Annotated in this window: 20 protein-coding genes and 1 pseudogene; 7 read left to right on the forward strand and 14 right to left on the reverse strand. The window is 60.1% G+C overall.

Annotation, left to right across the window (positions count from 1 at the left end; all coding sequences use genetic code 11):
* Positions 1 to 39: 39 nt before the first annotated feature.
* The 7 genes from ACOYW0_RS00135 to ACOYW0_RS00165 all read left to right on the forward strand — a co-directional run bounded on the left by ACOYW0_RS00135 (position 40) and on the right by ACOYW0_RS00165 (position 9,465).
* Positions 40 to 684: a hypothetical protein gene (locus tag ACOYW0_RS00135; protein ID WP_482416598.1), complete on the forward strand. Its 645-nt coding sequence runs from the start codon at positions 40 to 42 to the stop codon at positions 682 to 684.
* Positions 685 to 861: 177 nt separating this feature from the next.
* The gene (locus tag ACOYW0_RS00140) at positions 862 to 1,608 is read left to right on the forward strand and encodes a C39 family peptidase (RefSeq protein WP_482416599.1); all 747 of its coding nucleotides are present in this window, start codon (positions 862 to 864) and stop codon (positions 1,606 to 1,608) included.
* Positions 1,609 to 1,679: 71 nt separating this feature from the next.
* On the forward strand, positions 1,680 to 2,735 hold the full coding sequence (locus ACOYW0_RS00145; protein ID WP_180141207.1) for a transporter: 1,056 nt from the start codon (positions 1,680 to 1,682) through the stop codon (positions 2,733 to 2,735).
* 63 nt (positions 2,736 to 2,798) lie between these two features.
* Positions 2,799 to 4,664 (forward strand): OmpP1/FadL family transporter, encoded by a 1,866-nt coding sequence (locus ACOYW0_RS00150; protein WP_482416600.1) that lies wholly within the window; start codon positions 2,799 to 2,801, stop codon positions 4,662 to 4,664.
* Positions 4,627 to 6,171 carry a TolB family protein gene (locus ACOYW0_RS00155; RefSeq protein ID WP_482416601.1) on the forward strand — a complete coding sequence of 515 codons (1,545 nt, stop codon included), beginning with the start codon at positions 4,627 to 4,629 and terminating at the stop codon, positions 6,169 to 6,171. The genes ACOYW0_RS00150 and ACOYW0_RS00155 overlap by 38 nt, the downstream gene beginning before the upstream one ends.
* A gap of 55 nt (positions 6,172 to 6,226) precedes the next feature.
* Positions 6,227 to 7,117, forward strand: coding sequence for a hypothetical protein (locus tag ACOYW0_RS00160; protein ID WP_482416602.1), 891 nt, complete (start codon positions 6,227 to 6,229; stop codon positions 7,115 to 7,117).
* 83 nt (positions 7,118 to 7,200) lie between these two features.
* On the forward strand, positions 7,201 to 9,465 hold the full coding sequence (locus tag ACOYW0_RS00165) for a hypothetical protein (RefSeq protein WP_482416603.1): 2,265 nt from the start codon (positions 7,201 to 7,203) through the stop codon (positions 9,463 to 9,465).
* Between the two features lie 394 nt (positions 9,466 to 9,859).
* On the opposite strand, the gene ACOYW0_RS00170 is transcribed toward ACOYW0_RS00165, so the two are convergent.
* The 14 genes and pseudogenes from ACOYW0_RS00170 to ACOYW0_RS00235 form a co-directional block, all read right to left on the reverse strand.
* Entirely contained in the window at positions 9,860 to 11,029 is a 1,170-nt protein-coding gene (locus ACOYW0_RS00170; RefSeq protein ID WP_482416604.1) for a YibE/F family protein, read from the reverse strand.
* Positions 11,030 to 11,088: 59 nt separating this feature from the next.
* Complete coding sequence (locus tag ACOYW0_RS00175) at positions 11,089 to 12,684, reverse strand: alkaline phosphatase (RefSeq protein WP_482416605.1); 1,596 nt, start codon at positions 12,682 to 12,684, stop codon at positions 11,089 to 11,091.
* Positions 12,685 to 12,855: 171 nt separating this feature from the next.
* On the reverse strand, positions 12,856 to 13,425 hold the full coding sequence (locus ACOYW0_RS00180) for an ANTAR domain-containing response regulator (protein ID WP_482416606.1): 570 nt from the start codon (positions 13,423 to 13,425) through the stop codon (positions 12,856 to 12,858).
* A 106-nt stretch (positions 13,426 to 13,531) separates the two neighbouring features.
* Positions 13,532 to 13,891: a BMC domain-containing protein gene (locus tag ACOYW0_RS00185; RefSeq protein ID WP_246317792.1), complete on the reverse strand. Its 360-nt coding sequence runs from the start codon at positions 13,889 to 13,891 to the stop codon at positions 13,532 to 13,534.
* A 275-nt stretch (positions 13,892 to 14,166) separates the two neighbouring features.
* A complete protein-coding gene (gene cutC / locus ACOYW0_RS00190) occupies positions 14,167 to 16,572 on the reverse strand; it encodes a choline trimethylamine-lyase (RefSeq protein WP_482416607.1) in 2,406 nt (801 codons plus the stop codon).
* 155 nt (positions 16,573 to 16,727) lie between these two features.
* Positions 16,728 to 17,279 (reverse strand): BMC domain-containing protein, encoded by a 552-nt coding sequence (locus ACOYW0_RS00195; protein ID WP_482416608.1) that lies wholly within the window; start codon positions 17,277 to 17,279, stop codon positions 16,728 to 16,730.
* Positions 17,280 to 17,373: 94 nt separating this feature from the next.
* Positions 17,374 to 18,705 carry a 4Fe-4S dicluster domain-containing protein gene (locus ACOYW0_RS00200; protein WP_482416609.1) on the reverse strand — a complete coding sequence of 444 codons (1,332 nt, stop codon included), beginning with the start codon at positions 18,703 to 18,705 and terminating at the stop codon, positions 17,374 to 17,376.
* Between the two features lie 17 nt (positions 18,706 to 18,722).
* Positions 18,723 to 19,406, reverse strand: a complete 684-nt coding sequence (locus ACOYW0_RS00205) for a dehydroquinate synthase/iron-containing alcohol dehydrogenase family protein (protein ID WP_482418810.1) — start codon at positions 19,404 to 19,406, stop codon at positions 18,723 to 18,725.
* Positions 19,407 to 19,412: 6 nt separating this feature from the next.
* Positions 19,413 to 19,831 (reverse strand): annotated as a pseudogene (locus ACOYW0_RS00210) (iron-containing alcohol dehydrogenase); the annotation flags it as partial.
* Between the two features lie 15 nt (positions 19,832 to 19,846).
* A complete protein-coding gene (locus ACOYW0_RS00215; protein WP_482416610.1) occupies positions 19,847 to 20,299 on the reverse strand; it encodes a cupin domain-containing protein in 453 nt (150 codons plus the stop codon).
* 177 nt (positions 20,300 to 20,476) lie between these two features.
* On the reverse strand, positions 20,477 to 20,755 hold the full coding sequence (eutM, locus tag ACOYW0_RS00220; protein ID WP_180141182.1) for an ethanolamine utilization microcompartment protein EutM: 279 nt from the start codon (positions 20,753 to 20,755) through the stop codon (positions 20,477 to 20,479).
* A gap of 241 nt (positions 20,756 to 20,996) precedes the next feature.
* The gene (locus ACOYW0_RS00225) at positions 20,997 to 21,542 is read right to left on the reverse strand and encodes a BMC domain-containing protein (RefSeq protein ID WP_482416611.1); all 546 of its coding nucleotides are present in this window, start codon (positions 21,540 to 21,542) and stop codon (positions 20,997 to 20,999) included.
* A 5-nt stretch (positions 21,543 to 21,547) separates the two neighbouring features.
* The gene (locus ACOYW0_RS00230) at positions 21,548 to 21,823 is read right to left on the reverse strand and encodes a EutN/CcmL family microcompartment protein (RefSeq protein ID WP_482416612.1); all 276 of its coding nucleotides are present in this window, start codon (positions 21,821 to 21,823) and stop codon (positions 21,548 to 21,550) included.
* A 54-nt stretch (positions 21,824 to 21,877) separates the two neighbouring features.
* Positions 21,878 to 22,468, reverse strand: coding sequence for a hypothetical protein (locus ACOYW0_RS00235; protein ID WP_482416613.1), 591 nt, complete (start codon positions 22,466 to 22,468; stop codon positions 21,878 to 21,880).

The following is a 22,468-nucleotide window of genomic DNA, read 5'->3' on the forward strand; positions in this document are numbered from 1 at the left end:
GCAGGCAGACGAGCTGCCAGGTGGCGTGCGGCGGCCTTTGTGCTCCTTTGGTTTTTCTGTGCTGCAGCCCCGTCCGCGGCCAAACTGAAACCACTGGCCCCGTCCGAGATGAAAGAGACCACGGCCCAGCAGGGGTTTACCCAGTTCGTCATGGACAACAACACTGCGCGGATGTTCCTCGATATCCACATGGAAACCTACACCACGGTCAATGCCTTTTCAGCCGGTTACTATGAAAAAAACGGCGTCACAGCCTGGGACCAGCAATGGTCACAGGTCTCCATCGGAAACTCAGTGAGTGATGACATGGACATCGACGGCCTCATGTTCATGGCTGATTTCAACAGCTCCACCAACGAACTCCAGCGCGTGGTTTTAGGAAGCAACCGGCTCCAGGGTGATTTGACAGCCACCTTCAACAGCTACTCCGGGACCTACAACACCGCCCTCACCGGCGGAGACTGGGAGGCTGCCGAGCTCACCCGGGCTCCGGTGACCGAGCCCGCCACCCCGGGGGACCCGGTTCCGTCCACCACCTTTGCCTTCAACTCCGACGGATACGCCGACAAAGACATGGGGCTCTTCTTCATCATCAACATGGAAGGCCCCCAGCAGGGCGTCCAGGTGGTGGCCGGGTTCGACGAGCAGTCCCTGACGCCGGGCCAGTGGTGGGACAGACCTTAGCAAAAAGGCCAAAGACCGAGGGCTAAAGGCCAAGGGAAAAAAAGAACGCCCGACGGTTCATGCCACCGCTGCCGGGTAACTTAGTTTCAAAAACAACGCGCTCGTTCACAAACAAACAGATCACGCGCCCACACACGAGCACACGGGTTTCACCGCATCACACAAAGGAATGGTTTCATGCACGCTGCCCTGGGCATTATCCTCTGCATCTGCTTTTTTGCCGGGTTCCATCCCCAAAAGGACCTCCCGCAAGGTGAGCTCAACCTTGCCGTGGGAAACGAGCACCAATTCAGGGTGCGCCAGGAGGTCTCCCCCCTCTCCGAAGACCTTTTCAAAAACATCGTCAAGCAGCAGCACGATTACAGCTGCGGGTCCGCCTCCCTGGGCACCCTCCTCAACCATTGCCTGGGGGAAAACCTCACGGAAACCCAGATTATCAACGGCCTCATGAAATTCGGGGACATCGAGCAGATCAAGCGGCTCAGGGCCTTTTCCCTCTGGGACATGCAGCAGTTCGTCGGGGCACTGGGCTATGAGTCCGGGGGGTTCAACGCCGAACTCGAAGACATCAAGGACGCTGAAAACTGGCCCTGCATTGTCCCTCTGGAGCTCTTCGGCTACCGTCATTTTGTCGTCCTCAAAGGAGTGAACAAGGACCACGTCATCGTGGCAGACCCCTGGCGCGGCAACGGAAGCTACACCATCAGCCAGTTTGAAAAGATGTGGTACAAGAGCATCCTTTTTAAAATTTTTCCGGACAAAGGATGCGTGGTCTCCGGCCTGCGCCTGAAGGATGAAGACATGCGATTCATCGATCAGGACATGCAACGGAGCCTCATCATTGACAAGGAAACACCCTTTGACCTCCCCAAAGAACTTGAAACGGATTTCTACGTCGGGCCGTCGCAGCGCTACAAGCCGTGACGCCGATTTTCGCCATTGCAGGGCCCGTAACCGAAGGTCCGCCACTGTTGCCAAAGACCAAGGAGATTCTATTGACGAGGCGCCTACACATACTTCCCTTTCTGATTTTCGCGGTTCTCTTCTCTTCCGTTGCCCTGTGCGAGGAGTCGCAGGAGGTGCAGCAACTCAAGGAAAAGCTCCAGCTCCTCGAAGAGAGGCTCTCACAGATGGAAAAAGAAAACGACGTCCGAAAGGAGCTGCAAAGCACGGAAGAAGAAAAAAAAGGATCCACGGAGGACGTCCTCTCCGCCGCTGGCAGGGCCTACACCCTCATGCGGGAGGGAGCCCTGGGGCTGGAGTACAGCTTCCGTTACACCGGTTACACCTACGATGCCATCGTCGAGGCCTCAAAGGTCGAGCACAACGCCATGCACAGCATCACAAACGCCGTCCTCGTGGAATACCCCCACAAGGACAACATCACCCTGAGCATGAACGTTCCCTTTGTGTACAAAAAAAACAGTTCGAGCGGGTCGGACGCCAAGGACGTCACCGACCTGGGGGATGTCTCCTTCAGCGCCCAGTGGCAACCGGTGAAAGCCGGGGGCGGCACCACCTCCAAGATCCTCAGCGCCTCCCTCATCGTCCCCACGGGCAGGAGCCCCTACAAAATCGACAGCACCACGGAGATCTCCACGGGTTCGGGGGGCTACGCGGTCTCGGCCGGGTTGAGCCTGAGCAAGCCCATCGACCCCCTGGTGGCCTTTGGTAGCATTCTCTACCAGCACGGCTTCGACATCACGGGCCTTAACTACAAAACCGGCACCCAGGGCGAGGCCGGGATCTACTTAAGCGAAGTCCAGCCCGGCGACACCTACTCCCTGAGCATGGGCATCGGCTATTCCCTCTCCTACAAGGTCTCCCTGAACTTGAGCTACCAGTACAGCTACTCCATGAAAACACATTACGACTGGGTGGGCATCGACGACACCCGGTCCGAGGCCACCATGTCGTCCACCTTCAGCGTCGGCACCGGATGGAATTTGTCTCCCAGGCGATCGGTCAACGTCAAACTCAATTTCGGCCTGACCAACAACGACCCTGATTTTTCCGTTTTGGTGCGAGTTCCCTTTGAGTTCGAACTTTAGCCCGGATCGTCCCGGGTCGGATGCGCTTCCATGCAAGGCATCCCCTACAGGCGCGGAGGAATAATGGACGTGTTCCGTCACAGCAAAAAACGCCCCTCACCCAGAACAGGCTCCAGGCCGGACCATACCTGGCGATGCGCCGCATGGCTGGTCTGTGTCCTGGCAATTTTCTGGGGATCTCCTCCCCTGTGCCGCGCCGTGTTTAACGAACAGGTTGCCACCGACGCCCTGGCCCTCTCCCTGGCCAACACCGTCACCGCCGATCCCCCGGGCATCATGTCCATCCACTACAACCCGGCCGGGTTGTCCCTGCTCCCCGAAGGCAAGACCTTCGGCAACAGCCTGGTGCTGGCCCGCATCGAACGTACCGGTCGGTTCAACGCCGACCCAGACTGGCCCGGGCTCATGAGCGGCCAGTGGGGGCCGGACCCCGAAAAATGGCCGGACACCTACTCCAAGGAGACGGACCCCAACAGCGACCACGCCGGTCCCGATCCCCTGGACGGCACTGAGGGCACCAACTCCGCCAACCAGATGTACATCCCCTTTGTGGGCCCGGTGGAGGTCCCGGTGATGCCCAGCCCCAACCTCGGCATCGCCTCCCGGAAAAAAAACAGCCCCTTGACCTTCGGCATTGCCAACTACGTCCCCTACGGGGCCGGTTTTGTCCACGGAGACGAGGACGACCCCTACCGGTTCAGCGCCAAGAGTGTCTACACCCAGCACCTGGTCTATGCCGCCCCGGCCGCCTCCCTGAGGCTGTCGGACACCCTGTCCGTAGGGGTCTCCGTGGGGTTTGCCCAGCGGGCCATGGGCGTGGAGGTAGACCTCAGGACCCCCAACGAGCTGGTGGCCATGACCCGCGTCATCGGCGACGCCACCAAGGACCTGGAGATCCCCGTGGTCTCCGAACAGACCCTCCCTCCACCCTGGCTCGGGGGCGGCCTGGGCCCCTATGAGCACGTCCTGAGCCTCCAGCTCGACGAGCTGCGGGACGATTTCGTCCCTTCGTTCAACCTGGGGCTCCTCTGGCGTCCCAAGGATTGGTTCTCCTTCGGTATCTGTTACCAGAGCGAGTCCGTGGCCGAGCTCACCGGGGAGTACACATGGACCTACAGCGACCAGTTCCAGCGCCATGTGGAGTGGAACGGTAAAACCGAGATGACCATGCAAAGCGCGGGCATGCTGGACCTTCCTTTCATCCCTGTGGAGACTCAGACGGGCACGGTCACCGCCACCCAGACCCTGCCCATGCGCGTCCAGACCGGTATCATGGTCAAACCCTTCGACCGCCTGAAAATCCTGGCGGACCTCCACTGGGCCAACTGGTCCGTGGTGGAGGAGGACCGCTTTACCTTTGACCAGCGAATCCAGATCTTACGAATCGCAAAGCTCCTGGGTTACGCCCACGGCGACAACGATTACGTGGTGGAACGGAACATGAAAGACACCTGGCACTGGAGCGCTGCCATTGAGTACCAGGCCACGGACAACCTCGCCTTCCGCCTGGGCTACGAACGACGCCCCACCTCCCTGAACCAGGACCAGATGGATGCCCTCTACTTTCTCCCGGACGCCACCCTCTACGGGGCAGGCGTGGGCTTGAAACTCGACAAGGGGATCAAGCTGAACCTCACCCTGGGCCTGCTCCTCTCCGACGAACTCAAGCTGGCCAACAACGAGAGCACCAACCTCAACTCAACGGATTTCACCAAAATAGGCAACCACTATGCGGGCCTCCACTATGAACAGGAGGCGGCCATCTACATGGCCGGGTTCTCCATTGAGATGCCCCTGGAGGTCCAGATGGAACTCCTCCACCACCAGATGGAGACCGTCAAGCACCTGGTTGGAAAACTCAACCCGTTTAAAAAGGACAAAAAGGAGACGCATGAAGAAGTGGAAATACCGTCCCATGAGATGCACTGACAGTCGCCCATGGTTACGGGCCCTTGCGCTGACCCTCATCCTGAGCCTGCCCGGCGCGCACATTGCCCTGGGCTCGGAGATCCGGTTGAAAGAGACTCCCGTCTCTTTGGGAAAAATCCCGGCCAATGCCAAAATCTTCGGCATCCGGGTCAACCTGCCCGACGCCGATCACCTGGCCTACGCCACCCGGGTGAACGACATCATGGCGGTCTATGTGGACGGTATCAAAGGCCCGGATGCCAAGGCCGTTGCCAAGGGCACCCCCATCTTCAGCCCGTACACAGACCGCGTGGCCTATATCGTCTATGAGGGCGACAAAGCCCGCACCGTGGTGGACGGAGAAAAAGGGCCCGCCCTTGACGGGGTCTCGGATCTCATCTTCAGCCCGGACGGCCTCTCCTGGGCCTGCAGGATCCAGGAGGGAAAAAAGCAGGCCGCCATGGTCAACGGCAACATCGGGGAGCGCTTCGATTTTGTAAGCGGCATGCCCCTGTTCAGCCCCGATTCGCAAAAAACAGCCTTCCTGGCTGCCAACAACAAGGCGTGGTTCGCCGTGGTAGGGGATAAAAAATACGGCCCGTACGAAGGAGTCAAGGAACCCGCCTTCAGCCCGAACTCACGGCATTTTGCCTTTGCGGCCAGGACGAAAGGAAAGTGGACCCTTGTCTGCGACGGCGCCGAGGGCAAGGCCTACGAAAACATCAGCGCCGTCACCTGGAGCCCCGACTCCAGCCACCTGGCGTGTGTGGCCCAGGCAGACAACATGCTCCTCATTGTTGAAGACAAGAAGGAACACGAACCATACCGAACGGTAAGTGCCCCGCTCTTTACCCCCGACTCGGCCCGTCTCGTTTACTCTGCCCAAAAGGGGAAAAAATGGATGGTGATCACCGACGGCAAAAAGGGCCCGAAATTTGACCAGCTCGGCCCCACCATTACCAGCGCTGACTCGGCCAGGCTGGCTTACGTGGGCATTAAAAAGAACAAACCCGTTGTGGTGGTCAACGACAAAAAAGGAAAAAAATACGATTCCGTGGGCATGCCCGTTTTCAGCCCCGACGGCAGGCACCTGGCATACAGGGCCATGAAGAACAACCGATGGTTCATGGTGCTGGACGGCACCAGGGGCACCCCGTACGACGAGGTGAGCCGACCGACCTTCAGCCCGGACTCCTCATCCGTTGCTTATACGGCCTCCCTGGGCGACCGCAGGGTCATGGTGGTCGACGGCAAAGAGCAACCCTCCTTTGACGACATCGGCCCACCCTGCTTCAGCCCCGACGGCACCACCCTGGCTTACAAGGCCCTTGTGAACAGTCAATGGGGCATCTGCATCGACGGTACCCTCACGGACAACCGGTACGCGGGCTTTCTCAAATCCGTGCCCATCGTCTTCGGGTCCGACACCCGCCTCCACGGCATCGCCCTGAAAAGGGAACCCGAGGCCGAGTTTTTTCGGCTTGAGGTGGAGATAGAAAGGGCTGAAAGGCTAAAGGCTAAAGGCTAAAGGCTAAAGGCGAGGATAGCGGACAAAGCTGAGAACGAAAGGCTAACGTGGATATATGATAAACATTCGGTACACACGAGCACTCTTCACAACCGTCATGCTGCTGCTTATTCTGCACGCAGCCACGGGACGGTGCGCACCCGTGGGAAACATCGGAGACCCTGCCCTGTGGAACGGCAGGCTTTTTACGGAGCCGGGCTCCCGGACACTGTTTGTGGCGGTGGAGTACGACATCCAGGACAACACCCTCGACGACCAGCAGCGAAGGGTTCGATGGGACGATCCCAGATCGTCCACCGAAGAGGTGAGGCACTATGAGCAGATCCGCTCATCGGAAAGCACCTTCACCTGCATGGGCCTGCGCATCGGTGCGGTGATGTCCGACGCATGGACCCTTTACGCCCTTACCGGTACCTGCGACACCGAGCTCACCTTCCACTACACAGACACCACCATCAACTTCGGTTTTGATACCAGCAGCGATTTCGAGTCGTCGTCGGATCTCTACTTCGGCATCGGCACCACAGTGCTCCTGCACAAGGGGACCTTTCGCGAGGAGGTGCCCTTTACCCTCGGCATGGATATCACCTACCGGAGGTTTGACTTTGAAGACGACAGCTTAAGCGACAACGGTACCTTTTATTCCGCCACCCTGGATGAGATTCAGCTTGCCGTGGTGCTCGCCGCCGAGCTCTGGGGGATTCATCCCTATGCCGGAGCACGGATCTCCAGTATCACGGGCAACGAGCGCTACATCAACAAAACCATCCGGAGCTACTGGTACCCCCACGGGTACATCGACTACGAAGACGACATCACCTGGTCAAAAAACGTCGGGTTTGTCGTCGGCGCCTCGGTGCAGCTTCCCGGGGAAGCCTCCCTGACCGTTGAATCCCGGCTCGGCGACGAGGAGGCCCTTGGGATCTCCGCCGCCGTTGCCTTCTGACCATGGCCGGTCCCATGTGTCATGCAACCCGTCGGCCCCCGGGCCGAGAACCCAGAACCCGCTCCTTCACGGTGGATCGCATCATGAACCTCAAACACTGCACCTTCGCCCTGCTCCTCCTCTGCACCGCCACCACCCAGGCCCTGGCCTCCGCAACCCTGAGCGCCCTGGCCCGATGGCCCTACACCCCGGTGGCCTCCTTTTTAAACCCGTCCCCCAATGCCGTGACCTCGGGGGACCATGGGAACTATGCCCAGCCCCTTGTCGCCTGGTCCGTGGGGGACACCGTCTCCATCCTCCAAAGCGACACCATGGCAACGGTGAGCGCCATGCGTGTGGAGACCCGCACCGTCATCCACGACATCCACTACAATCCCGCCCCCGGCGCGGAAACCCTTTACGTGGCAGCAGGCCAAAACGGCCTGCTCATCTACGACCTGACGGGGCTCAGCGGAACACCCTCCGCCTCAGCGCCGGTCCTCAAGGGCAGCTTGAGCCAGGCCCCGGGAAACCCGGGCTCACGGCTCATTTCAGAGACCCAGACCCAGGCCGTGCCGCAGATCGACGCCAGGGGCCTGGGGTATCATGACGGGTTTATCTTTCTTGCGGACATGAACTTCGGCCTGCGGGTCATCAACGTCGCCGACCCGGAAAATCCCGTGGAAGAGCCCCTGACAACCCAGACCGCAGACCGCATCTCCGGGTACAAGCAACCCGACATCAACGGCACCTACAAAACCACCGGCGGCTATACCAACGCCACGGCATGCCGCTTCAACGGAAAGACCTTCGCCCTGGTCCTCGACTACTACCACGGTCTGCGGGTCTTTGACGTCACCGATCCCAAGGTGATTGCCGACCCGGTGTCCAAGGACATGCGAAGCAATCTCCTGTACGGATCCATCGCCCTGGTCACGGGCCTCTTTGCAGCCGAGGCACCGGACGGAAACCTCTATGCCTACGTCACGGCCATGGACGCTTACGCCGAATATTCCGTGGCCTCCAAGCTCAAAGTCCTTACTCCCGGCGCCGCCCTGGGAGCCAGCCCCATCGTCAACACCGGGCGAAGCCTCAGCCCGGGAGATGCCACGGGGATCGTTGTGGCAGATGTCACGGGCTTTCTCGCCGACGGGGACAAGGGCCTTCAGGTCATTGACTTTTCGGCCCCTCCGGTGGACGGCGTGGTACTGGACTACCCCATTATCGGAGCCTACCATACCGACACACGCGGCTCTTACAGCGTGGACCTCATCGGCGACGACGCCTTCATGGCCGCAGCCCAAAACGGCCTGCAGAAGATCGATGTGGCCACCCCTTCCGCCCCGGCCCACATCCAGACCGTCACCTCTCCGGTGAGCGGGGATGCGGTGTGGTACCATGCCGGATATGTCTATCTCCTGGACGGCGACAGCGGCCTCTTCATCTTTAACGCGGCCGAGCCCTCGGCCCCGTCCCTTGAAGGAATGTACGAAAACGAGGGCCCCGCAAACGACGTGGACGTCACCGGAAACACCGCCTGCATCGCCGACGACGCCAAGGGGCTCACCCTGGTGGACGTCTCCACCAAATCCGCCCCGGTCCTCTTCTCCACCACAGACACCTCTGGCACCGCCACAGCCGTGGCAACCTTTGTCTCGGCCTCCAGAACCTATGCCTGCGTGGCCAACGGCGCCGCACAGCCCTATGTGGTTGTAGAGATCACCGACCCGGCTTCACCCGGCACGCCCCGGGCCGCAAACCTCGCTGGCTTTACCCCGGGCACGGCCCGGGATGTGGCCACCATGGGCAACCATGCCTTCTTTGCCGACGAACGGGGGCTAAAAATCGTGGACATCACCAACCCGGGCGCCCCTGTGGTCATTGCGGAAAAGGCCACCCCCGGAACCGCTGTGTCCGTTGCGGTCTTTGGCCACGAGGGCCGCACCTATGCTCTCATCGCCGACCAGGGCCGGGGCATTGCCGTGGAAGATGTGACCAACCCCCTTGCCATTCCGGGAACCGTCGCCCTGATCCCGCCACCAGGAACCGGCAGCTACCAACACCTGGCCGTCCAAAACCAGGTGGCCTTTGCCGCCGCAGGGGCGGGAGGCCTCTTCACCTTTGGCCTGAACGACCCCGAAGCACCCGAGGCCCTTGCCTCCTACACCACCAAAAGCAGCGCCGAGCAGGTCTCTGCCTTTGTGAAAGACGGCACCGTCCACGGGGCCCTGGCCGAAAAGTACAATGGTCTGGTGATAACCGCACTGAGTCAGACCACGCCCCAGGAACCGGCCCCTCCCATGGAGAGCCCCTCCTCGTCCTCGTCCAGCTGCTTCATCAACAGTGTCGAAGGAGCTGCAGGGTTTTAACATACCTGTTTATTGGATTGGGTTGCGGCCGGGCCGCTCTATATGGATATGAGGCGATATCAACACTGGAGGGGATGTAAGATCAGGGTTAACGCATTTAGATTTTTGCCTCCGGCGGCCCTGCCGGGGGCCAAACTTTTGAAAAGTTTGACAAACAGATTTTGTTTTTTGAGGATGCATCCCTACAGAGCATAGCCCCTCTTCTTTATTAATTACCGGAACGTTTTTGCGGCTTGTCACGGCGTAGCCGAAGGCGCAGACGGAAGCTTTTTTCAAAAAGCGACCCGCCGGAGGCAACTGATTTTTTAAATGCGTTGCCCGTGGGTGGAAGGTAGGGTGCGCTTGCGCACCACAAAAAAGAAGGGGAAGGGGCAGGCACAACGCCCCACGCGGCTCAAAATGGCCTGCGGCGTGTCAGGGCTTGGCGCCATCCGACGATCCGCCATGCCTCGCTGCCTGCACTCAGGAGCACCCCGGCGATGACGGCCGTCACCGGGGCCACCATGACCAGGCCGATGCTGCCGATCAAAATCCGGAAGACCTCGGCGGCCACCAGTTTCATGTTGGCGATGCGGGAAAAACTTGTACCCTGGGAGACAAACACCATGAGCATGGTGAGGTAGCCCCCTGAATAGGCGAGCAGAAGGGTTGTTGCCATGGTGCCGATGACCATGCGGCCCACATTGAACCCGGAGGCGATGAGCTCACGCACCCCGATATCGGGCCGCTTGGATTTGACCTCCCCCATGGAGACGCTCACGTCCATGGCAATGTCCATGGCCGCGCCCGAGGCCCCCAGCAGCACCGCGGAATAAAAAATATGCTGCATGTTCAGGCCGTAACCGCCCTGGACCAGAAGCAGGGTGGAAAAAGGCGTGGTCATGCCCCCTAAATGAAGACGGGCTCCGAAAAAAAGGGTCAGCCCCAGGGTCACGCCCAGGCCGCAGACAGTGCCCAAAAATGCGGAAACCCCCTGACGGGTGATGCCGGACACGGTGAAAATGATCACCATGGAGAGAAGCACAAGAACCACAAGGCTCAAGGGGAGAGGCGAAGCACCATCGAGGAGGTTGGGGATGTAAAAACACCACAGCACCCCCAGGGCCCCCACAAAAGAAAGCAGGGCCTTGACGCCCACCAGGCGAGAGTAGATCAGCAGGGCCGCGGCAAAGACACCGAAGAGGGCCAGTTCCCAGTTCTGGCGATACATGTTGATGGCCTTGGCATTGGTGATGGTTCCATCCACCGCCTGCACGGCAAGGAGGATACGGTCCCCCGGCGCATAGATCTCATCCATGTCCAGCTGCCCGTTGAGGTGGTTGATCGCCCTCACCTGCCGACCCTTCCATTTCCCGTCCACGATCACCACGTTGAGGATCTGTATCCCCACGGCCCCGGCCCCGGCGTTAAGAATCTCGCCGTTATCCACGGAAATGACGGTTCCGGCCGTTTCGCAAACAGGTCGCCCTTTCCCGCCATGCAGCCAGCGCTGGCCACCCAGGCACACCGCCGCCAGGATAATCAGGAGAAGAATCCCCTCCAGTGACCTTTTCAATGCTCGCATGGGGCCTCCGGGCCGTTGGGGGGCGGGAAAACCCGCCCCCTTTTTAGCATGGATATGCGTTAGTTCTTCCCTGCCACGTTCTCGGTATGGCCGTAGGGAATTTTAGAGTACTTCTCGTTGGGACCGACGGTCTTGCCCAGCAGGGCCTTGGAGGGATCCACATCAAAGGAGGAGAGCTTGACCCCCATGATGTCCGCCATGATGCGGGGCAGATCCGTGTTGTCCCTGAAGCCGTTGAACTGTTCGGCCTGGTAGCCTGTTGCGGACAGGGCGATGACCGACGAGGTGTGGACATAGGAGGTCCAGCTGATGCGGGCACGCTCGGACACCAGGTGTGCCACGGCGATCATGGTGGGGGTGTAGGCATAGCCGTAGGTGGTCTGCTGCTCGGGTTTGAGGGTCTGGTTGCGATCCTCTACGGCCATGGCCGCCTCCAGCTGCTTGAGCTCCCGGGGGTTGAGGTCGGTGAGGCCAAAATTCTCGGCCACGTAGGCCAGGTAGGCTTTGCGGCGGCTCTTCACATCTGCATACTCCTTGATCATCCCGGGGTACACATAGGCAAGAACGTCTTCCACAGAGGCTTTCACCTTGAAGAGTTCGTCCAGCTTCAGGAAGTAGCCCTTGGAATCGAGGCTGATGCCCATGGCCATGCCGCCGGTTTCATGGTCGGCAGCCACAACGATGAGGGTCTCTTCGGGGTGTTTTTTGTAGAACGCGTAGGCTTCGGCCAGGGCGGCGTCCAGGGCCAGGGTATCGTAAATGGTACCGGCGGCGTCGTTGCAGTGGGCAGCGTAGTCGATGCGGCCCCCTTCCACCATCATGAAGAAGGGCTTCTCCTGGGCAGCCAGGAGCTCAATGCCCTTTGCGGTCAGCTCGGAAAGCGCGGGCATGACGTTTTCTTTTTTCGTGGTGAAGCGGCGGTCAATTTCCATGCCCAGGGCGCTGTACCCCAGGGGTGCCAGGACTTTCTCGCCCTTTTTCGGCTGGTAGGCACGGAAGGCGTCTCGGGCCTTGTCACCCACAAAGGTGGTGTACCCTTTGGCCTTGAACTCGGCTACGAGGTCGCGATCGTCCTTACGCTTGGACTTCAAGCCCTCGGTGTTGCCCTTGGCCACAAAGTGACGGAACCCGCCGCCTGCCAGGTAATCGAAACCGGAGTTCAGCTGATCCACGGCAATCTCGTTCTCGTTGCCGCGGCTCATGTTGTGGGCGGAAAACGATGCGGGGGTGGCGTGGGTAATGCGGGTGGTGGTGGCCAGGCCCACGGCATAACCGGCGTCGCGGGCAGCCTCGGCAATGGTCTTGACGTTCCTGCCGTCGGGAAGCTTGGCAACCAGGCCGTTGGTGGTTTTAAAACCCGTGGCAAGGGCGGTGCCCCCTGCGGCGGAGTCGGTCACCAGGGTGTTGTCCGAATGGGTGGTTACCAGAGCCGAGGTATCCAGGCTGTTCATCACCAGCTTGGCTTCGGGGTCTTTGGTTTCCATCTTGTAAAAATACTCGGCGGACTGGCGCTGGACAGGCCCCATGCCGTCTCCAATAAAATAAAACACATACTTGGGCGTCCCTGCTGCAAAAGCTGCAGAAGCCATCAGGATCAGCCCGGCGGACAGCACCATGGTGCGGACCGCCTTTTTACCACGTCGATAGAATGTCATGTATGTCTCCATTATGTAGCATGTTACGGATTACAGCCGACGGATGATTGCACCTCACCCGCCGACATCTCCTCTCAACATTGTTTCTCCAGTTCTCATCGTTACCATTGTTCACAACCAATGGTAAAAACGACGGGCCACGAATCCCCGCCCACGGCCCGCCTCAACACATCAGGCGTTCATGACAATGACCTTTGCGATCTCCTTCATGGAACAGCGCTTGTCCATGCTGAGCTTGCGCAGCCTCTTGTAGGCCGTATCCTCGCTGATATCGAAGGTCTTCATCAACAGGCCCTTGGCCCTGTCCACCAGCTTTCGGGCTTCCAGCTGACCACGGGCTTCCTCAACGTCGCCCTCCAGCTCGGCGATCTCGGCAGCCCGGGCCACGGCGATCTCCACCATGGGAAGAAGGGCCTCCTCCTTCACAGGTTTCACCACGTACCCGATGACGCCCGCTTCTTTGGCCAGGTCCACGCTCTCCTTGCCGGTGTTGGCCGTCACCAGGAGGATTCCCCCTGCTGTCTTTTCCGAGCGGATCATGCGAGCCGCCTTCAAACCGTCCAGAAGGGGCATGTTGATGTCCATCAACACCAGGTCGGGCCTGTGCTTGTGGCAGACCACCACCGCGTCCAGGCCGTCGGAGGCTTCGGCCACCACATCGTATCCCGCGCCTTCGAGAATCTCCCGGATGCCCTTGCGGATCAAGGGCTCGTCATCGACTACGACAATTCTGTATTTCATGCCTGTTTCAACACCTTGCGTTATGTCATGCACCACGGGCCGTCGGTACTCCCAACGGCTCCGGGTAATCTGTTTTTGTTTTTTGGTTCATGCTCTCACCGTCCGGTCACGAGCGCGTCATCTCAACGGAGGCGTACCGAAGCACCCCGTCGAAGAAATCCAGCACCCCTTCAAGGGCCGATTCCACGCCGGCTACATCCCCCACCAGCACCAGGGAACCGCCGAAGCGATCCAGAAAACCGATCTCCACAGCGGCCGCCTTGGTGGCGATGTCCGCTGCGATGATCACCCCTTCCGGCGGGGTAATGGTGAGGATGCCGATGGCGTCCCCGGCCTCGTCGTCGAGGCCAAGTTTCATGTAGATCCCCTGCTGGGGGCTTGCGATCACATGGGCCAGGGTCACCTGCTTACCCGGCACATACTCCTGGATGACCCGCTGTTTGTGTTCGTTTGCCTCTGTCTTCACATCATCTCCAAAAATGTTGGCCTTACCCCGGATATTTCACGAGTCGAGTGCACCCATATTCAAGGCATCAGAGCTGCAGATGTAGTGGTTTACCTCAAGGCTCTGATAACGCAGAAGATGGGTGCACTCGGCTCGCCCGAAGGGTGAGAAAATCGAGCAGAAAGCCATGAATTCATTTTGTATTTTTGAAATATCTATTTTTTTACAGTAGCGGTCCCTATTAACACTCCATTACCTCGGTCTGGCCGTTTTCTCATGAAATATCCGGGATAGAATCAATCCAGCATGGTACGGCTGATGATTTCGTCCTGCACCTCTTTGCAAAGTTCCACGAAAAAGGCGCTGTACCCTGCAACCCGCACCATGAGGTCACGGTACTCCTCGGGCGACTCCTGGGCCTTTTTCAGGGTGTCGTTATCGATATAATTGAACTGCATCTGCCCGTTGCCGAAAAGAGAGGCCGTGCGGAGCAAGGCGATGAGCCCGGCCTCGCCCTGGGGTGTCTCCAGGGAGCCTTCCATCAACTTGAAATTGTGAGCCATCCCCAGGCTCATGGACTCCACGTTAAGTTTTCCCACGGACTTGATGACGGCTGTGGGGCCCTTGGTGTCGGCCCCCTGGGAGGGACTCATGCCGTCTGACAGGGGCGCTGCGGCGGCCCTGCCGTTGGGGGTGGCCCCCACCATCTCACCCAGGGGGGTGTTGAAGGACTGGGACAGGGTGCCGTGGATCATGCGGGCGTAAAGGGTGGTGAACCCGTTGATGGTTTTCTCGGTGTAGTCCACGATGTCCCGGGCGATGAAATCAGCATAGTCGTCGTCGTTGCCGTATTTGGGCGCCAAAAGGCAATCCCGGCGGACCTCTTCATACCCTTCCCAGTTGGCGTCCATGGCTGCTTTGAGCTCGGCAAGGGTGACCTTTTTCTCATCAAAAACAAGTTTTTTCACGGCGGCCATGCTGTCCACGTAAGTGCCCAGCCCGGCAAAGATCGTTCCGGGCCCTTCGTAGAGCACTGCGCCCCCTGCGGTCACGTCTTTGCCGCTCTGCATGCACCCGTCCACGAACAGGGACATATAGGGGGTGGGCATCATGTCCCGCACCAGGGTCTGATTGATCACCGTGCCCCTGGCCGTGAGGGCCATGATGTGGTCCAGCTGCTTTTTCACGGCCGCGTCAAACTGCTCGAAGGTGGTGAACCGGTCCAGTTCACCGGTATCGAGCCCCTGCCTGTCGGGGCCGTAGGATGCCAGCACACCGCGGTTGAAGACAAACTCAATGGCAATGGGCCACTGGGTAAAGCCCCCGGCCGTCCACTGGTGGATCCGTCCGGATTTCTGGGGTTCCACGCAGCCCATGAGGCTGTAATCCCGGGCGTCCTCAAAATCAAAGCCCTTCCTCAGCATCATCTTGATGTGGGCGTCGTCAAAGTGGCAGGCGGGCATGCCTCCCCCGGCCTTGATCACCTCCACCACCTTTTGAAGATACGCCTGGGGGGACTGGTTGTGGATGCGGCAGGCCAAGGAGGGCTGATAGACACCCACCCTGGCCACGGCGTCCATCACAAGGTAGGTCAGCTCATTGGTGGCGTCCCCACCCTCGCGCTTCTGGCCCCCAACGCACAGGTTGATAAAGGGCATGTACCCGGCAAAATAGGTGGCGGTGGCCTCCGGGGTGTACCAGATCATCTCCGAACACTTGATGATAAAGCAGCCCATGAGCTCAAGGGCCAAGGCTTCGTCCAGGGTCCCCGCCTTGATGTCGGCCTCGTAACAGGGATAGACGTACTGATCAAAACGGCCCAGGGAGGTGCTGCACTGGTTCTCTTCCATGAGAAAGAGGGACTGGATGGTCCAGATGGACTGGAGAGCCTCCTGAAACGTCTCGGGCGGATGGGCCGGAACCCGGGCGTTGACCTCAGCGATCTTTTCGAGTTCTGCCTTGCGTGTTTCATCCTGCTCCCTGCCTGCAAGCTCCCTGGCATGGGCCGAAAGGCGGTCCGCATAGATGAGGATCCCCTCGCAGGTTTCAATGGCCGCCTGATAAAAGGATATTTTGTCCTTGTCTTCGGGGGCGTCGCCGGAGAGCTCTGCCAGATGGGCCTCGGCTTCGGCCTTGATGCCGCCGATCCCTTTGGTAAAGAGGATGATATCGTAGCCGGGGCTGGTGTCTCCGCCGCCGCTTGACATGTGATAGGTCAGATCGCTTACGCAGGACTCGGCACCGAACTCCCACAAGCCCTCTTTGCGAAACCAGTCTTCGCAGGCTTCCTCAAGGGACTTGCCTTCCCAGAAGGGAAAAATCTCTTCCCTCAGAATTTTTTTGTCTTCCTCGCTGATCACATACGGGTCCTGGGGACGGGAGCCGATGGTGTCGAGCTCATCACGCACCCATTTCCAGGCTGTGTCCGGTGAAAAGGCCCCTGCCCTTGCCCTGCCGCAGGGGTGCCCCACAATCAATTCGTCATTCTGAATCAGCATGGGTGCTGTCTCACAGGCCCTTTTAAAGCCCATGGCTCTGCGCAGGTTGTTGGGCAGCTCGGGGTACTCTCCGGCCACGGCCGTATAGGCCTGGGCACGGCCGATGGTCATGCTCGGTTTGACGCTGAGATACGCCTCTTTCAAGCGGGCAAGGCGCGCCGGGAGCTGGGCTCTCTTTTGACGGGGGTCTGTTGTGGGATTCATTATCACGTTCCTCGAAAATGGGGGGTACATACCGTACTGCATGATCCTGATCCGCGATATGCGAATAAACGCATATCGCGGATCAGGATCATGGGGGAACCGCAAAGCTCCCCCATGACGGAAACCGGTCCAAGGAAATAAACCGGTCGGCTGCGTTACACGAGCTGTGCCTTGAGGTCGTCGCTGGGTGAGGGAATGACCACATGGCTGTAGACGGGGCCGGACTCGCCCACCCCTTCGATGCCGGCGGCCACAGAAGCCTTCACCGAGCCCACGTCACCGGTCATGGTGACAAAGGACTTGCCTGCAAGGCCTGCGGCAAAACGAATCTCGATGAGATCAACCTGGCCGGACTTGGCTGCGGCATCGGCGGCAAGGATGCAGGAAGCCACGGTGTAGGTCTCGATGACCCCCAGGGCGTTGATGCGGGGCACGATGGTGGCCCCGGAGAGAGCGGGCAGCACCATGTGGTGAACGCTGGGAATCACGAACCAGTCGATGACCAGCTCCCCTCCCATCTCACGACCCACTTCCACGGAGCTCTTGACGGATCCGGTGTCCCCGGCCACCATGATCAGGTACCGTCCGGGACAGGTGGGGCGTGCCATCACCAGGTCAACGGTGGCGGCCTTGCTCATTTCGTCTGCGGTCTGGATCCCCAGGGCGATGCTGTTCATTTCGACAACACCGATTGTTCTGTAATTCATACATTTACCTCATTGATCTTCACGACGCCGAGCGCTCGGGCGTGACGTGTCGTTTTTTTGCTGCGGATATCTATTCTGGTGCGCACAGTGCACCCTACCCTCTGGAAATCCTCACCACACCGCCCTCCACGGAGGTCACCACGCCGTCGATGCTGGCGTGGATACGTGCGCCCAGTGCCCCTTCGGGAATCTCGCCGATGAGGTCGCCCTTGGCAACGCGATCGCCCTCCTTCACCACGCAGGCGGCGGGAGCGCCGATGTGCTGGGCAAGGGGAATGGCCACGCGCTCAGGTACGAAGGTCTCTTCGGGCATGCCGGGGTGGGTGTCGTACTTCAGCACGTCCAGGCGCTGCATCAGACGCTTGGTGGGAATGTAGCGCACGTCGCGCAAGGGGTGGTTTTCCGGCTCTTCGCCGGTGCCGTTCCAGCGGATCCCCTCTTTCATGAGCTCCTTGCGAATCATGGCGTTTACCTCACGGGGCGAAAGGCCCATGGGGCACGCGAATTTCTCGCAGGCACCGCATTCGCAGCAGAGAAGGGCTGCCTTGCGGGCCTCGGGATCGGCCACCAAGGCCGACAGGGAGCGCATGAGCTTGTGGGGTGCGATGGCGTGCCCCAGGAGGTGCCGGGGGCAAAGGTCGGTGCAGTGGGTGCACTGGCAGCAGATCGTCCCGGTGATGCGCTTGATGGACGCCGGATCCTTGATCTTGCCCTTGACCACGTTGTGCTCGGGATCAAGAACAATAAGACCGCTGGTGGTCTTGGTCACGGGCTGATCGGTATCAGGGAGCACGCGCCCCATCATGGGGCCGCCGTCCACCACGCGGTAATCGGAAATTTTGGAACCGCCCGCAAACGCCAGGAGGTCGGAGACAATGGTGCCCACGGGCACCTTCACCACCATGTCGCGGCCCACCTCACCGGTGACAGTGACGTAGCGCTCGGTGAGTGGAATATCCTTCATGGCATTGGCGATGTTGTACAGGGACTCGGTGTTGCTCACCACCACGCCCACCTGAAGGGGAATCCCGGCTTCGGGCACGGTGCGGCCGGTGACCTCACGGACCAGGACCTGCTCATCGCCTGCCGGATAGAAATCCTTCAGCTCAAAGGCTTCCAGGCGGCCGGTGGTGTCCTTGGCCACGGTGTCCTTGATGGTCTGAAGGGCCTTGGCGTGCTTGCCCTTGATGCAGATGACCCCGCGGGAAGCGCCTGTGGCGTCCAGCACCGCGTTCAATCCCTCGATCATGATATCGAGCTCATGCTCCATGATGTAGGGATCGCTCATCAGAAGGGGCTCGCAGGAGGCACCGTTCACAAGGACCGTGTCCACCGTCGCGTTGATCTTCACATGCGTCGGGAACCCGGCGCCCCCGGCGCCTACCACGCCGGCGTTTTTAACCTTCTCTACAATCTGCTCTCTCATATGACATTCCATTTTTGTTAGTAGGCTTTACGCAGCAACTGCCGGATGTCCCTCAGGGAGGGGCGCCTCGGGTTGGTGGATGTGCAGGCATCCTCCATGGCATGGCGGGCCATGGTCTCAAGGGATGTCTCGAACTCGTTTTCGTCGATATCCAAATCCCGGATGCGGTTGGGGATCCCCATCTGGCTGTTGAGCCAGCGCACCGCCTCGATGAGGCTCTCGTTGCCCTGCTCCACGGTCTCGCAGGGGAGTTCGAGCTTCTTGGCGATGGTGCGGTAGCGGTCCCGGACGTCAAAGCTGTTGAAACGGATGACGTAGGGAAGCAGCACGGCGTTGGCCTTGCCGTGGGGGATGTGGAACAGGCCCCCCAGGGTATGGGCGATGCTGTGGGCCACGCCCAGGCCACTGTTGTTGAAGGCCATGCCTGCCATGCACGAGGCAAGGAGCATGTTCTGGCGTGCTTCCATGTCGTCGCCGTTGCGGTAGCAGCGCAGCAGGTAACGGAACACGTACTTGATGGCGTGCACCGCGTACAGGTCGGTGAAGGCGTTGGCCGGGGTGGAGACAAAGGCCTCCAGGGCGTGGGTCAGAACATCCATGCCCGTGGTGGCCGTCACCGACGGGGGCACGGACCGGGTAAACCGGGCGTCCAGTACGGCCATGTCCGGAACCAGCAGGGGGTCGATCAAAGGGATCTTCATCTGCTGCTCGGTGTCGGTGACCACGGTGACCGCCGTCACCTCGGAGCCGGTGCCGCTGGTGGTGGGGATCACCACAAGCTGGGGCTTGCCCTTGGCCGGGTCCGCCTTGTGGGCGAAGTACATGATGGCCTTGGCCGCGTCGATGGAGGAACCGCCCCCCAGGGCAATGATCATGTCCGCACCGTCGGCCAGGAGTTTGACCGTGCCCTCACGCACGGTCTCCAGGGAGGGTCGGGCTCCACCTTGTCATACACGCTGCTGGTGATATTGGCGCGCTCCAGCCCGCTGATGATGCGATCGGCAAAGCCGATCTTCACCATGAAGGCGTCGGTGACGATAAAGGCATGTTTGCCCTTGAGCTTTTCCAGGGTGTTGATGGCGTTTTCGCCGTAGCAGATCTGGGTGCGTCCGTTAAATTGTGTCAATGCTGCGTCCTCCGGTTACTGCGATTCCCAGTCGGCGGGATAGGTAACGTACATGAAGCGTGCGGACTCGGGAACGCTGAAGGCGATGGAGGTGTTTTTGGGGATGAAGATGATGTCCCCTTTGTTGCCCACCACCTTGCGGCCGTCGATGACGATCTCCAGGGTGCCGTCAATGATGTAGTCCACCTCATCGTACTTGAGGGTCCAGTCAAAGGAGGTGGCCTCCATCTCCATGATGCCGCAGCCGAGGCGGGGGCTCTCGTCCAGGGTCACGATGTCGGTGAGAAGGACTTTGTCTCCGGCTTTGCCCGTGTCAAAGGGCTCAGGCTTGACGGTTTCGGTCTTCACGCAGAGCACACCGCTTTCTTTGTCCACGACTTTTTGAAAGGCCGGTGCCTTGGCGCCACCCATCTGCTCGGTGACCACTTTTCGGATCAGCTCTTCAAGGACTTTTTCATTGATATCCATGCTCGGACTCCTTTTTTCTTCGGTGTGGTGTATAGGATAACTCAGGTCGTGGGTGTCCCGGTGCCTGGTTCGTCGTCCCATCAAAGGCGCGTGCGCCCCTTGTTGAACGAAAAGCCACGAATCGGGACCCTGCCGCCGGCGGCATGGGAGTTCCCCACACCGCCGGTCACGGGCGATTTATGCTTCCTGCTTCTTGGGGAGGATGAGCTCCACCTCTGAGTGGGGACGGGGAATCACGTGAACACTCACGAGCTCGCCCACACGGTCGGCGGCGGCTGCACCGGCGTCGGTGGCTGCCTTGACGGCGCCTACGTCTCCGCGTACCAGGGCGGTGACAAGACCGGAACCAACCTGCTCACGACCTACCAGCTCTACGTTGGCTGCTTTAACCATGGCGTCCGCTGCTTCGATGGCGCCCACAAGACCTTTGGTTTCTACCATTCCCAATGCTTTCATTGTGCGTATCTCCTTTTTTAAAAAAGTAGGTATCCTGCTTTTAAAAAATGTTGCGTTCTACCTTATTATATAGATCCGCTTGCAACATACCGCCGTTGGCTGAGCGTTGCCTGTGATGCCGTACCGGAAATCAAAAGAGCAGCGACGGTGGTTTCAAGTTGATCACTTGGTACCGCCCGAGGGCTTCAAGCGCGCCCCGAGCGATGGTTATATGGTTTTAAAAAATCAAACGATTGGCCCGTTACGGGCGCTTCACCAGGGCGTTGACCACCGAGGTGTCGGGGGACGGAATCACCACCGCCTCCACAAGGGCCTTGCCCAGGGACTCCCGCGCCGCGTCCACGGCTTCCCGGACCGACGCCACATCGCCCGTCAGGACAAAGTAGGACTTCCCGTTGATGCCCTGCCCGGTGACGATGCGGGCCAGCTCCACGGCAGATCGCTTTACGGCCTCATCGGCTGCGGCGATGCCCGATGAAGCGGTGCGGCATTCCACCACGCCGATGGCACCCTGTCCCTGCACGGCCAGGCCCCTTTTGAGGGCCTGGAGCACCTGGGGCGAAACGCCCCCGATTGTGTAGCTTCCGGCCAGGGCATAGCCAGCGGCTTCGGCGGCCGTCACCGAGGCGGCCACGGCCGCCCGGTCTCCGCCCACATGGATCATGTAGCGGCCGGAGCAGATGGTGCCCGCCTTGAGGAGAGTCACCTCCGCGGCCTTGAACATGATATCGGCAAGGACCGCACCGGCGGCGATGCTTCGGCTCTCTATGATGCCCAGGGAATCCATGGCCCTTACATCCCCTCCTGAACCTCGACCTCGTCGATGATGCCGACGATGGTGGCATCCACGGGCGCATCTGAAATGGAGCCTGCGTTGCGGGCGGAGCTGCCGGTGGTCACGAGGACCCGGTCTCCGATCCCCGCACCGATGAAGTCAACGGCCACCAGGGAGTCGAGATCTTCGTTGGTGCAGGCGTCCAGGCGCCTGACCACCATGAGTTTCATGCCGCTTAAGCCGTCTTCTTTTCGTGTGGCCCACACATTGCCGATCACTTTTCCAACGATCATCCTGGTCGCCTCGTAAGGGTTGGGTCCGGCCCAGTGGCCATGGCCCTTTGGTTGTTATCCCCGGGTAAGGGTGATGCCGAGTTCCTTGGCGCTCTCCACGGCAAGGGGGGTGACCTGGGCGTCCGCGGGAAGCCAAAGCTCCGTTGCACCCCTGCGGCCAGCCTCTGCCACGTCCGCTTCGGTCACCAGGGGTTTCCTGATCCGAACGGTGTCGCGTTTCGTCATATCCATGGCGGACAGGCCGAAGGAGGCCAGTGCCGCCTCCTGTCCCTCGAAGAGCCGCATGAGGCCTTCGGGGGCGGTGTCGGCGTACCGCTTGTATTCAAACTCCATCACCTCCACCGGGTGACCGGCCAGAAGAGCGGTGAGGACCTTTTCCATCAGGGGTCCCTCGGCCTTGCCCGCGGCCATGTCCGCCATGTGGCGGATGGAAAGATACGGCACGATGCGCCGCAGGCTCTCCTTGGGGCCCGGGTCTTCATCCGGGTAGAGAAAGGCGTGCCCGTCGCCCAGCCGCTTTTCGGCAGCCTGGCACTTGGGACAGGTCTTCTCACCGATGATGAGTACCCTGGGTGCCTCGTCACCACCGCCGATCTGCTTGAGGACCTCGGCGGCGATGGCTTTTACCAGTGCTTCCACATCCAT

Source organism: Desulfoluna sp. HI9BLuna (assembly GCF_056829775.1).